The organism is Rhodopirellula baltica SH 1 (assembly GCF_000196115.1).
Classification (GTDB): domain Bacteria; phylum Planctomycetota; class Planctomycetia; order Pirellulales; family Pirellulaceae; genus Rhodopirellula; species Rhodopirellula baltica.
Genome location: NC_005027.1, coordinates 3477212 through 3490068, shown reverse-complemented (window position 1 = coordinate 3490068; position 12857 = coordinate 3477212). Strand labels below are relative to the sequence as shown.

General features: G+C 56.5%; 9 protein-coding genes. 6 read left to right on the top strand and 3 right to left on the bottom strand.

Annotated elements, in window-relative coordinates; genetic code table 11:
- Positions 1 to 54: 54 nt before the first annotated feature.
- A complete protein-coding gene (locus RB_RS13435; RefSeq protein ID WP_007324518.1) occupies positions 55 to 474 on the bottom strand; it encodes a hypothetical protein in 420 nt (139 codons plus the stop codon).
- A 416-nt stretch (positions 475 to 890) separates the two neighbouring features.
- On the opposite strand from RB_RS13435, the gene RB_RS13430 reads away from it, so the two are divergent.
- The 5 genes from RB_RS13430 (at position 891) to RB_RS13410 (ending at position 9019) form a co-directional block, all read left to right on the top strand.
- Positions 891 to 1874 carry a diacylglycerol/lipid kinase family protein gene (locus RB_RS13430; protein WP_007324520.1) on the top strand — a complete coding sequence of 328 codons (984 nt, stop codon included), beginning with the start codon at positions 891 to 893 and terminating at the stop codon, positions 1872 to 1874.
- 180 nt (positions 1875 to 2054) lie between these two features.
- A complete protein-coding gene (gene kdsA, locus RB_RS13425) occupies positions 2055 to 2915 on the top strand; it encodes a 3-deoxy-8-phosphooctulonate synthase (RefSeq protein WP_011120986.1) in 861 nt (286 codons plus the stop codon).
- Between the two features lie 87 nt (positions 2916 to 3002).
- Entirely contained in the window at positions 3003 to 4763 is a 1761-nt protein-coding gene (locus tag RB_RS13420; protein ID WP_231846475.1) for a CDC27 family protein, read from the top strand.
- A gap of 215 nt (positions 4764 to 4978) precedes the next feature.
- The gene (locus RB_RS13415; RefSeq protein ID WP_193427775.1) at positions 4979 to 7594 is read left to right on the top strand and encodes a PSD1 and planctomycete cytochrome C domain-containing protein; all 2616 of its coding nucleotides are present in this window, start codon (positions 4979 to 4981) and stop codon (positions 7592 to 7594) included.
- 3 nt (positions 7595 to 7597) lie between these two features.
- Positions 7598 to 9019 carry a DUF1501 domain-containing protein gene (locus tag RB_RS13410; RefSeq protein ID WP_011120982.1) on the top strand — a complete coding sequence of 474 codons (1422 nt, stop codon included), beginning with the start codon at positions 7598 to 7600 and terminating at the stop codon, positions 9017 to 9019.
- A gap of 277 nt (positions 9020 to 9296) precedes the next feature.
- On the opposite strand, the gene mnmA is transcribed toward RB_RS13410, so the two are convergent.
- Positions 9297 to 10496: a tRNA 2-thiouridine(34) synthase MnmA gene (mnmA, locus tag RB_RS13405; protein WP_011120981.1), complete on the bottom strand. Its 1200-nt coding sequence runs from the start codon at positions 10494 to 10496 to the stop codon at positions 9297 to 9299.
- A 98-nt stretch (positions 10497 to 10594) separates the two neighbouring features.
- Here mnmA and prfB point away from each other — a divergent pair.
- Positions 10595 to 11723, top strand: a protein-coding gene (gene prfB / locus RB_RS13400; protein ID WP_338111360.1) for a peptide chain release factor 2 whose coding sequence is annotated in 2 segments (ribosomal slippage) — positions 10595 to 10663 and positions 10665 to 11723 — 1128 coding nt in all. Because the reading frame shifts where the segments join, the coding sequence is not laid out codon by codon here.
- A gap of 156 nt (positions 11724 to 11879) precedes the next feature.
- Here prfB and RB_RS27880 read toward each other — a convergent pair.
- Complete coding sequence (locus RB_RS27880) at positions 11880 to 12800, bottom strand: hypothetical protein (protein WP_193427774.1); 921 nt, start codon at positions 12798 to 12800, stop codon at positions 11880 to 11882.
- Between the last annotated feature and the right edge of the window lie 57 nt (positions 12801 to 12857).

The following is a 12857-nucleotide window of genomic DNA, read 5'->3' as shown; positions in this document are numbered from 1 at the left end:
GCCGATATTCTCGCGTGTTCTGCGCGAGCGTGATCGTCGCGTTCCAACCCGCGTTTACAGAGACGCGGTGATGATGTTGCTGGTCATTGGGACGGATTGGCTCGGCAGACAGAGCCAGTCAGTGATGACGACCCGCTGAACGAGTGGTTCATCGAGATGCTGCAACACGACATCCATCAGACGTTCACGGATTTCCTTTTGCGATGGGTCATTCAGCCAAGAGGCGTCGACCTGTCGCAGCATTTGTTCGGCGGCTTCGGTGATGGGAAGCTGGTTCAGTTTCAAACGTTCCTCACCACGAAAACGGCGCGAGGGATCGACGATGGCATGCAGTTGAAATTGGTACGTGCAATCGGGCACGTTGGGGTTTTGGAACCTCATCAGCCCAATTTCAATTGCCGAACTCTGCATGTTGCTCAGCCGAGCCACGCGACTGCGAACGTAGCCAATCACGGCAGCGTGAATCGCCACCATGAGAAGGATGATCGCAGGGGCCCAAAAACGTCGCAGCAGTTGCACGGGATTGCTCAGGAGAGTGAAGTCAAAGCGAATTGGAGGCCAACAACGGATGTTGAATGGTTCCGTCGAAGCCTAGGTTGCGAAAACTGAGCGAGCAAACAGATGCGCAGAAAATCCTCGTTTCATGGCTCAGGTTGCTGTTTTGGCCGGTCTGATCGAGTGCAAATGTCCGAAAATCCGTGTTCGAGCCGCGTTGCCGCCCGTTCGAAAGGCTCTGGTGAAGCGAACCCGCCACGACACAACGTCGCACTTTGGCGGATAGGTTCGGCAGGGAGCATCATTTTCGTCTATCACCCAGGCGCGATTTGATTGACACTTCGCTCTCGAATGAATTCCGCCCTCATCACCCGACCATAGAGAACTGATTGACCGTGCCCGCCGTGGATTCGAAACGGACCATTCGTGAAGTCTGGATCTTCACCAGCCCCAAGGCGGGGACGGGTGCCGGACGCGGAGAAATCTTGCGATTGATCGAACTGTGTCGCGCCGATGGATTGACTTGTCGCCGGATCGACAATTTGGCGGAGCTCGCTGAGCGAGTGGGAGAGGCGGATCGTTTGCCCGATGATGTCGCCGTTGTGGGAGCCGGAGGTGATGGGACGCTGGCGTTGCTGGCCGGTCAATTGCCGCCGGGCAGTGCGTTGATTCCGATGCCGATGGGAACGGAAAACCTGCTCGCTCGATACTACAAGTATTCACGTCAGGCGGAGGCTGTGCTGGCAACCATCCGTCGCGGTGCCGCGATGAAAATCGATGCGGGCCGAGCGAACGGTCGGTTGTTTTTGGTGATGGTGACGGCGGGCTTTGACGCCGAGGTCGTCCGAGCGATGCATTTGACTCGTCGCGGTCATATCAATCGATTCAGCTATGCACGACCGCTATGGCGAGCGATTCGTCGGTACGCGTTCCCCGTGATCGATGCCGAAATGGAAAATGCCGCCGCGGTGTCGTCTGAGAAAGCGGTCATTGCCGGATCCGGTGGGGACAAATCGAGTACCGGCGCTTCTTCGACCACTCAATCCATTCGGACCAGCGGTTGCTGGATGATGGCGTTCAATCTGCCATGCTATGCGGCCTCGTTGCCGATTGAGCCCGAAGCGAATGGCAACGATGGAAAACTGGATCTGATCAATCTGACTTATGGTTCAGTGATCGCAGGGTTGCGTTACTTGATGTCATTGCCCGGTGGGCGTCATCTGAGAAGGTCCGACGTCTTTCGTTTTCAATCGACCAAGATCACGTGGACCAGTCTGTCGCGGGTGCCCTATCAAATCGACGGGGATTACGCCGGGCGATTACCTGTTCAAATCGAAGTCCTGCCTGGCTACGTCACGTTGCTTCGGCCGGCCGAGTAGGCAAACTTTCGGTCCGCGTTGCGCCGCGCAAACAACGGGGCTGATATTGTCAGTCGGATTGGCAACGAAACCGGCAACCGCCAAGATAAAACGAAGCAATTTGATTGTTGGCTCGACTTGGCGGAACGGATCGTCAGCAGGCTTGCGATCATTCGATTGCTTTTGATCCGCCAAACCCGCATGGCCTGCGAACCGATGACCGAAACCCCTGAAATTCAACCCGTTCGAATTCGCGATTACGTGTGCGGACCGGGGGAACCCCTGTTGGTGATTGCTGGCCCGTGTGTGTTGCAGTCGCGTGAGTTGGCACTCCAAATCGGTGAAGAATTGGCTCGGATCAATCAGCGTTCCGATGTGCAAGTGATCTTCAAGGCATCGTTCGACAAAGCCAACCGGACCAGTTTGGCGGCTCAGCGCGGACCGGGGATCGAACAGGGATTGGGGCTCCTTGAGGCCGTTCGGGCCAACACTGGATTGCCTGTGACGACTGACATCCATTTGCCCGAGCAGGCGGCAGCCGTCGGGGAAGTTTGTGATTTGCTGCAGATTCCCGCCTTCCTAGCTCGCCAGACTGATTTGCTGGTCGCGGCTGCGAGCACGGGGCGACCGGTGAACGTCAAAAAGGGGCAGTTCATGTCTCCGGGGGACATGCGATACGTGGTGGATAAGCTGCGAGGTTCAGGCGATGGCGGCGTGATGGCTTGCGAACGAGGCACGTTTTTCGGTTACGGCCGCCTGGTCAATGACATGCAAGCGATTCCAATCATGCGGTCTTTGGGCGTTCCGGTCGTTTTTGACGCCACCCACAGCGTCCAGCAACCGGGCGGTTTGGGCGGTGCAACGGGCGGAAATCGAGAAATGGTCGAACCATTGGCTCGCGCCGCCGTAGCCATCGGTTGTGATGCTCTCTTTTTTGAGACGCATCCCGATCCGCAAACGTCGCCGAGTGACGGGCCGAACATGATCCCGCTGGACCGATTCGCGGGAACGTTGGACCGTTTGCTGCGATTGCGAGAAGCGGTTGACGGCCTGGATGGTTGATCGTCCCGCGATGCAACGTTTTCGAAACGCCTTCTTTTCTTCGCTGCTCTGTTTGTTCCCGCCGTGCTCCACTCCGCCAAACAAGCCATGACGTTCGCTTTTTCGCCCGCATCGGTATTGGCATGCATGGCGTCCGCCGCGGTCTTGATGACCGGGTGCACCGATGATTCGGAAACCGTTCGTCGGATTCAAACGCAGCGACAAGTCGCGTTGCAAAAGCAGTCCCAGCAGGATCACCTCGGTGAAACCGTTTCGCTGCTGAGCCAATTTGTGGGGCTGAATGAAGAGAAAGCCAGTCGCCAAATTTCTTACCATTTGAACCAGTGGTCCCAGAATCAATCCGGTGACGGTGACCCGGTCAAAATGCCGGAACTGGCATCGACACTGACCGACGTGCTCCCAGAAGAAAATCTCCGCGGGGAAGTTTTGCGAGACGATTTTCAACCTTCCGACGTGAGCGTCCTGCGAGATGCGTACCTGTTTCGACAAGCGGTTCAGTGGATCGACAATCCCATTCGAGAAGATCCGCTGTTGGTCGATTGGTTGAAGGGATTGTCTGGTGAGATCGGCGAAGATGCTGCCAGTCAGCTCCGAACGGGTTGCCGGTTGTTTGATTGGACGATTCGCAATGTTGCCGTGGAGCCACTGGACAGCTCGGTAAGTGTGCCTCCGCAAGTCCCGCAGCCTCCGTTTCCATTTGGAATGAAGTTGGAAGGGCCCGGTTATCGTCAAACGTTGTATCAAACCATTTGGCGTGGTCGCGGTGATTCAATTCAACGAGCCAACGTCTTCACAGCATTGTGCGAGCAAGCCGGAGTGATCTCCGCGGTGTTGGCTCGTCAATCGGACGAGGACGGTGTGTTGACGCCCTGGGCGGTCGGAGTGTTGGCGGGTGACCAAATCTACTTGTTCGAAACCGAATTGGGATTGCCGATTCCCGGTCCCGATCAAGTCGGTATTGCGACTTTGGAGCAGGCTCGCAAAGAGCCGACGGTGATGCGTCGTTTGGATGTTGCCGGTTACTTCGATTACCCATTGTCGCGAACCGATATTCAACAGAGCGTCGCGTTGCTCAACAGCCGAATGCAGGCCATTTCTCCACGGATGAAAAAGCTGGAAGACGGGCTGACCGGCGATCGTCGGATGACGTTGTATGTGGATGTTGATGCGGTCGCCGAAAAGCTGGATGCCATTCCCGGTGTTGCCGGTGTTCGGATGTGGACATTGCCTTTGTTGGCAGACATCTATCAAGCCGAGGCCCGACGGATGGTCGACCGTGATCCTTTGTTCTCGTTCTATTACACGTCTCGCTGGGCGGTGCTGGAGGGGCAAGATGAGATGGCCCGGAACCTTTCCAGTGGTCGGTGGCAGCATCTGACCGGTCAGTTCGCCGATGATGACATCGAGGGAGTGAAGGGTGCTCGAACTCGGTATCTGGAACAACGTGCTCCGGAATTTGAAATCTCGGATTTGCGAATCAATGTCGATTTGCAAAAGCGATATGGTTTGCGACGCGGATTGGGCATCGACAGCTCTCAGTACGACCAACAACTACAACAGATTCAAATGTTCATGCGTTTGGGCAAACGCACCGCCACGCATTGGTTGGCTTTGGTTCAGTACGACGACGGGCGTTTCGCCACTGCAGCGAATTGGTTCGAAAAACGAGTCTTGGACGAAGACCAAATGTCGATGTGGGAAGATTCCGCTCGCTACAACCTGGCTCGAGCCAAAGAGCATGCAGAAGAGTGGGATGAGGTGGAGGAATTGCTGAAATCGGAGCGAACCTACAGCGGTCATGGCAATCGTTTGCGGGCAAGATTGATCGACAAGTCATTTCGAGAGTGACTCCATAGATCAGCGGTGATACAATGGTACCTGTCGGTTTTGGGACGGATTGAACTTCCGTCTCCCCACCTCAAGCCGTCCCCCGCCATCCTCCCCTCCCGCCAGTAAGCGAAACGACGATGTTCGTCCGCCGATCCTATCGAGACCATCGGTCTTCTCATGCGCGCCACCTGAGCGAGCTCGATTCGAAATGGGTCAGATCTCTGAGTCTCGGATTGGTCGCATCGCTGATCTTTCCCGTTTGGGCCTGTGCTGATGACACGGATTTCTTCGAAGCCAAAGTCCGGCCGCTTTTGATTGAGCGTTGCTACGAGTGCCATTCGGTCGAGTCCGGCGAATCGATGGGAGACTACCGACTCGATACCGCTCCCGCGATGCGCACCGGTGGTTCACGCGGCGCATCGATCGTCCCGGGTGATGCTGATGCTAGCGTTCTCGTTCGTGCGATCAGCTACAACGAACCCGGATTGGAAATGCCTCCGGATGAGAAACTTGATGACGACGAGATCGAGATTCTGAAGCATTGGATTAATTCGGGAGCGGCGGATCCACGAACGGATGAGCATCCGCCCGAAGAGTCTGTCTCGCCGCTCAGTCGCGATGTGGATTCGCACTGGGCCTTTGTCCCTCCAAGCCGTGTTAGCGGAACGGAACTGCGGGAGGACAGTGTTACGGCGCATCCCTTCTCTAGCGATTTAATTGACGACCTGTCGGCAAAGTACGCCGGCGAGCTGGGGATTTCTGTTAGTGAAATCGCGGACCGCGATACGTTGCTACGTCGCTTGCATTTTGATTTGTCCGGCCTTCCGCCGTCGTACGATGAGCTGAAATCGTTCCGCGAAGATCGTCGTCCGGATGCGTTTCAAAGACGAGTGAATCGGATGTTGGCGGATCCTCGCATGAGCGAACGAATGGGCCGGCACTGGTTGGACGTCGCTCGCTACGCCGACACGATCGGATACACGACCGCGGGCAAAGAGCGAACGATCAAAGGATCACATCGTTATCGCGATTGGGTTTTGAAAGCGTTTGCTGAGGACATGCCTTTTGACGAAATGGTGCGTCATCAATTGGCGGGTGATCGAACGGATCCTGAGAACGAGAACGGCAATGCAGATGCGATGGGATTCATTACGATTGGTCGGAAATTTCTGTCCAACGAAGACACGCTGGATGATCGCATTGATGTGATCACTCGCGGGTTGTTGGGACTCACCGTTTCATGTGCACGCTGTCACGATCACAAGTTCGATCCGATCCCGACGGTGGATTACTACTCGCTCTACAACGTTCTGAACAACAGTGTGCCGCCGGAGGACTTGGACGCCGCAGCGAGCCCTTTGATGTTGGTCGATCGCGACAAGCTTCGCCGACAACAGGTTTACATTCGAGGCCAACGGGGCAATCGCGGAGACGACGCGCCTCGGCAGTATTTGACGGCGTTTCGTCGATCAGAAGAAGTTCCATTTGAGAACGGCAGCGGCCGGTTGGACCTCGCAGAAAAGATCGTCGCGGCTGATAACCCTTTGACCGCTCGCGTTTACGTCAATCGTGTGTGGGGGCATTTAACCGGGCGCCCGTTGGTGGATTCGCCCAGTGATTTTGGGTTTCGAACCCCCGCTCCGGCGATTCCGGAGACGCTGGATGATTTGGCGGCGGACTTTCAAACGCACTGGAGCACTCAGCGATTGATGCGTCGCATTTTGTCGACCCGTATTTATCAGCAGGCATCCACCGCCGACGCCGAGACGTTAACTCTCGATCCAAATAACACGGCACTTGCCAGAGCGGAACGACGTCGACGAGATTTTGAATCACTGCGTGATAGCATCCTGGTCGGTGCGGGCCAGATGGAGTGCCAATACGGTGGTGAGTCGGTTGAGATCACATCGCCGACTATCACGCCGCGTCGAACGCTGTATGCGATGATCAATCGTCAGAACTTGCCGGGGTTGTTTCGCACGTTTGATTTTGCCAGTCCCGATATGCATTCGCCCGAGCGTTATCAAACGACTGTGCCGCAGCAAGCATTGTTCTTGATGAACCACTCGCAGTTGACCGGGGCCGCACTGGCGGCGGCAAGTCAGGTGAAGCAGGATCACGCCGCCGACGTCCGCCAACAAGTGAGGATGCTGTTTCGGCGGCTGCTTCAACGCGAGCCATCCGCGTCGGAATTGGATGGAGCGGTCGCATTTGTTCAATCCGAAGTCCTGCCTCCGTTGGTCAACGCTGATCCACGAGAGCTTTGGTCGTACGGCACGGCCAAGTGGGAAAACAAACAGCTTAGCGAGTTCACTCCGTTTCCGGTCTTTGACAAGAACGGTTGGCAGATCGAAGCGCAGTACCCAAGTCCGGGGGCGTTCACCTACGCTCGGCTGACTAACGAAGGTGGGCACCCGGGGCACGGCAACAACGCGGCGGTGGTACGCCGATGGAAAAGTCCCATTGATGGGGTCGTGAAGGTCATCGGAATGGTCGGTCACCGGGCAAAGCAAGGCGATGGGATTCAGTCTGTGATTCGGATCGCCGGCGAGGTTGTGTTTGACGAGAAGCAATTCAGTAGCAACCGACCTCTGCCAGCCAGGAAACGATCGATCCGCAAAGGCGAATTCGTCGAATTCATCGCTCACAGCGGTCCGACGTTGAGCCACGACGGTTTCTTCTGGCGATCAAAGATCTCGGCGACGGCGAGCGATGGCTTGGTCGTCGAAGCCAACTCGGTGGACGATTTCAGTGGTCCATTCCAGAAAACCGAAACACCCCAGCTGGATCGCCTGGCGCAACTCGCCCAGGTTTTATTCCTCACCAACGAATTCGCATTCGTGGATTGAATCATGAATCTCCCTTTGTCTCGTCGTGAAGCATTGAAAGTTTGCGGGATGGGCTTCGGCTCGCTCGCATTGACGGATGCTTTGTGCCGTGAAAGCGTCGCCTCCGGGTTGCCGAAAGCAACGGACTTTCGTGGTGAAGTGATGCCACACTTTCCTGCGAAGGCCAAACGCGTCATTCACTTGTTTATGAATGGCGGACCCAGCCAAGTGGATTCATTCGACCGCAAACCCGCGCTCGAAGAGTTCGATGGCAAATCGGCTCCGATGGCAAACTTGAAGACCGAGCGCCCGACCGGCAACGTGATGCGGTCGCCCTACAAATGGGACAAGTACGGTGAGTGCGGATTGGAGGTCAGCGAGCTGTTCGAACATACCGCAACGCACGCGGATGATTTGTGTGTGATCAATAGCATGTACGCGGATGTGCCCAATCACGAGCCGTCATTGCTTCTGATGAATTGCGGCGAAGCTCGATTGATCCGTCCCGCGATGGGATCGTGGCTCACTTATGGTTTGGGCAGCGACAATGAAAACTTGCCATCGTTCATCGCGATGTGTCCGGGTGGATACCCGATCAAGGAGTCGCAGAACTGGCAAAACGGCTTCTTGCCGGGGAAGTACCAAGGCACCTACATCGACAGCAGTTTCGCGACGGTCGAACGGTTGCTGGAAAACATTCGCGGCCGTTCCGTTCACCCGATCAATCAGCGTGAGCAGTTGGATCTGTTGGCGAAGATGAATCAACAACATGCAGCTCAGCGAGGGAACGACCCGCGTTTGGAATCGCGCATCGAGTCCTTTGAACTTGCCTATCGAATGCAAAGCGAAGCGTCGGAAGCGTTTGACATCAGTCGCGAAACGGAAGAAACACGCACGATGTATGGCGATGGCGACTTCGCCCGGCAAGCGTTGATCGCACGACGGTTGGTCGAACGAGGTGTTCGCTTCGTGCAGCTTTACACAGGTGCCGGCCAACCCTGGGACAGCCACGATGATTTGGACAAGGCACACCGGCGAGTTGCCAAGGGGGTCGACCAAGGGATTGGAGCTTTGTTGACCGATCTGAAACGAACCGGATTGCTGGACGAAACCTTGGTGATTTGGGGCGGAGAGTTTGGGCGGACTCCCGTTGTTGAAATGCCTAAAGAGGGATCCAACCAAGGCAAAATGAACGGCCGCGATCACAACCACTACGGGTTCACGATGTGGATGGCCGGTGGTGGTGTGAACGCCGGAACCCGAGTCGGAGCAACCGACGAATTGGGATTCAAAGCGGTGGAGAACCGCGTGCATGTGCACGACATGCACGCCACCGTGTTGCGTTTGATGGGATATGACCACAAACGGTTGACGTACCGTTACGCCGGTCGCGATTTCAGATTGACCGACGTCCACGGACGAATCGTCGATGAGATCATCGGTTGATAAGAACGCCTTACCCAAGGTCATCCTATTCAGGCTCTTCTGCTTCGTCGTGCTCGTGAGCATTGTGTCCCCCATTGCCTTGGATGGGGCTGCCATCCTTCGCTCGAAGCGAAACCCCGAGACCGCTGTTGAGTGCGCTCAGGCCGACAGAGGGCCTCTGTCGGCTACAGGTGGAATGGAGTAATTGGCGTAGCACGTTGAGATGGGAATTGCTTGCAAGTGTCGCAAGGATGGTTGGTGCTTTGTGGATCGGACCGCTTGAAGCGATGGGGTGAGCTCATGCCGGCGGAGGGCTTCCGTCGGCGATATGATCGATGGCGTGGGTGATCCAGCCGCCGCCAAGGACTCTTTCTCCGTCGTAGACAACGGCGGCTTGGCCCGGTGCGACCGCGGCTTGCGGATCGTCGAACATCACCTTCATGCGAGTCGGGTCTGATCCATCCATCACCACATGACCAGGGTGAGGTTGTCCGTTGTAGCGAATTTGAATGCCGACCGACTGAGCGTCCGCGAGCTCTTCGCGTGTGACGAACCAATTGCATTGATCTGCGACCAATCCTGGACGCAGCAATTCTTCGGCTCGCCCGATCACAACGCGGCGGGTGTCCGGTTCGATGCGGATCACAAAGTGCGGCTCACCCATCGCGACACCGAGTCGTTTGCGTTGGCCGATGGTGAAGGCTTCGAAGCCTTTGTGTTCGCCGACCACTTTGCCGCCGGTGGTCACGATTTCGCCGGCGGTCGCGCCGACCATTTCGGGACGACGGGATTTGACAAAGTCGCTGTGGTGACCTTGGGTGACAAAGCAGATTTCTTGGCTGTCTTTCTTGTCCGAGACACCCAGTCCAAGTGAGGTCGCCATTTCGCGAATTTCGGGTTTGGTGAAGTCGCCGACCGGCAGCATCATGCGAGACAAGCGGGCTGGGTCGATGCCAAACAGAGCGTAGGATTGGTCCTTGTGTCCATCCAAACCGCGATGCAATTCGGACCGGCCATTGGAATGAACCATCCGGGCGTAGTGACCGGTCGCGACGAATTCAGCGTCGACACCATCGGCGTAATCGAACAGGCGGCCAAACTTGATCCAATGATTGCATTTGACGCATGGATTGGGTGTTCGCGCGGCAAGGTAATCGTCGACGAAATAGTCGACGATCTTGCGAAAGTCTTCCTGCAGGTCGAGCGAGTAAAACGGGATCCCCATCGACATCGCGACCCGGCGAGCATCCGCGGCGTCGGTCGCACTGCAGCAGCCTTGTTTGTGGTCGGCTCGCTTTCCACCCGCAGAATCGCCCAGCACCGGTAGGTTCAGCGGATTTGTGTTTTGCGGTTCGTCGGAATCAATCCGGCAAGCGGCCGCGGAGGCTTCGCCGTGACGCATGAAGACACCGATCACTTCGTGACCGTCACGCAATAACAGGTGTGCCGCGACGCTGGAATCAACGCCGCCACTCATCGCGAGAACCACGCGAGACATGTAGAATCCGATTTCTAAGAAAGAACAATTGGCGGGCCTTGCACACGCCGTGCACGGCCTCGCCCGTTTACCATCATATCCGAGAGGGACATTTCGTCATGGACGCTGAATTAACACAACGCAGCCAAGCGATCCGCAGCCGCCTGGTCCAACTTCAGGACTCTCTTTGACCACTCTGGCAAAAACAAGGCGATCAAGAAGATTGAAGAGCAGATGGCAGCTCCCGACTTCTGGAACGACAGCGAATCAGCCCAAAAGGTAGTGATGCAGCTGAAGGGCCTGAAGGGAATCGTCTCGCCCCTGAATGAGCTTGAGTCCTCGGCGGAAGACTTGGAAGCCCTCTTTGAGATGGCTGATGAAGACGAATCGATCGTTGATGAGGTTCGGTCCGAGATCGATCGCCTGGAGGTCGTCCTGGATGACCTCGAACTCAAAGCGTTGCTGAACGGTCCGAATGATTCCGCCGGTGCGATCGTGACGATCAACGCCCGCGACGGTGGGACCGATGCCAATGACTGGGCCGATATGCTGCTGCGGATGTACTCCGCTTGGGCGGTTGGTCAGGAATATAAAATCGAATTGCTGGACCGCCAAGAAAACGAGGAGGCGGGGATCAACCACGCCTCGATCGCGGTACGAGGACCAATGGCGTATGGCTATTTGAAAGGCGAAGAAGGCATGCACCGGTTGGTTCGGATCAGTCCGTTCAACAGCGAGAGCAAGCGTCAGACGAGTTTTGCAGCCGTGAGTGTTTCGCCGGAAATCGACGATTCGATCGAGGTGAATGTCGAGAAGAAGGACGTTCGCGAAGACACGTATCGGGCCAGTGGAGCGGGTGGTCAGCACGTCAATAAAACGGACAGTGCCATTCGTTTGACACACATCCCGACCAACACGGTCGTGCAGTGTCAAAACCAACGAAGCCAGCACCAGAACCGAGACACCGCTTGGAAGATGTTGCGGGCCAAGTTGGCCCGGATCGAAGAAGAACGCCGCGAAGCGGAGGAAGCCAAGAAGTACGAGACTCAGGCGAGAACCGGATTCGGTAGCCAGATTCGCAACTACTTCCTGCATCCCGACCAGCGAGTCAAAGACGCTCGGACCGGTCATTACGTCGGCAACTTCAACAGCGTGCTTGATGGCAGCGAACTGCAGGGCTTTTTCGACGCGTTCCTGCGATTGAAAGCTGGAAAGACGGAAGCCGTTCACTCCGGCGACGACGATTGATGATGTGATTCAGTGAGTCACCTCACAATGAGCCACCTCACCGAATGAAACCAACGGACGAAAAAAAACCTGCGAGGACAGTGATGTCCTCGCAGGTAAACGTTGTTTTCGATTCTGTTGCCGCGTCTTTCGCGTTCACTCAGCGGCACGCAACCTTCAGCCGCCGTAGGTGTTGTCCAGTGTCAGGCCGCCTTCGGTTTTCTCGGCTGACTCCAGTTTGTCCTGGTAGTCCTGAGCGATCCGTTTGACTTCGCCCACCACGTTGGAAGCGGCACGCAACTCGAACGAGGTGAAGTAAGGCTCGTTTCCGGTGTACTGGCTTTCCTTGCGGTTCTTCTCTGCCAGTTCATTCCAGGACATATCGTCGGTCAGGTGCCAAGCCGCAGCTTGGGCGGTGTTCTGAGCGATTACGCCATTGCCGAGTGCTTCGCACAAAGCAGCCACGGCTGGGTCTTTCGTGACTTGGTCGAGTGGAGCGATGGTGTATTTCATTTTGGCGTTTGGTTCTGGCTTGCCGTGTTCCAGGCAAACGGTGTTGAGAGCCATCTTGGTCGTACGTCCGGGGGCAACTCGCATGAAGCCTCCCATGCCGCCCCCCATCCCTCCCATGCCGCCACCCATGCCTCCCATGCCGCCGCCCATGCCGCCACCCATTCCTCCGCCGCCGCCCATGGCTTGACCGCCACCGCCGCCGCCCATGCCACCCATGCCGCCGCCCATTCCTCCCATGCCACCGCCCATGCCTCCCATGCCGCCGCCCATCATTCCTTGAGCAAGGACAGGAACGCCAGCGAAGGCCGCGGGAACGTGGATGTGAAGTGGCTTGTCAGTCAAGTTTTTGACCAACAGGTTGGCTTTTGCCGACGACTGGGGAATGAACTTGGCTTCGACGGTTCCGGCTTCCATGGCCTCGAACAAGCCGTTGACGACGGCTTCCTCGCCACCAGCATTAGCGGTGGAAGGCGATGCAAAACTCGCGACGGCGAAACCGAGAGCGGCAACGCACATCAGGGAGCTCATTCCGAAGAACGAAGATTGGGTGCAACGAGAGAAGGTGTGGCGATTCACGGTCAACATCCTGAGAATCAGTGTGCAGGGAGAAGTAATGGTCGGGAGCTGAAAGATGGATGGTTG

What these genes read in the sequence shown, in the direction of transcription:
- RB_RS13435 (WP_007324518.1), bottom strand. Translation starts at nt 474, where the DNA reads ATGGTGGCGATTCACGCTGCCGTGATTGGCTACGTTCGCAGTCGCGTG.
- RB_RS13410 (WP_011120982.1), top strand. Translation starts at nt 7,598, where the DNA reads ATGAATCTCCCTTTGTCTCGTCGTGAAGCATTGAAAGTTTGCGGGATG.
- RB_RS27880 (WP_193427774.1), bottom strand. Translation starts at nt 12,800, where the DNA reads ATGTTGACCGTGAATCGCCACACCTTCTCTCGTTGCACCCAATCTTCG.
- RB_RS13420 (WP_231846475.1), top strand. Translation starts at nt 3,003, where the DNA reads ATGACGTTCGCTTTTTCGCCCGCATCGGTATTGGCATGCATGGCGTCC.
- kdsA (WP_011120986.1), top strand. Translation starts at nt 2,055, where the DNA reads ATGGCCTGCGAACCGATGACCGAAACCCCTGAAATTCAACCCGTTCGA.
- mnmA (WP_011120981.1), bottom strand. Translation starts at nt 10,496, where the DNA reads ATGTCTCGCGTGGTTCTCGCGATGAGTGGCGGCGTTGATTCCAGCGTC.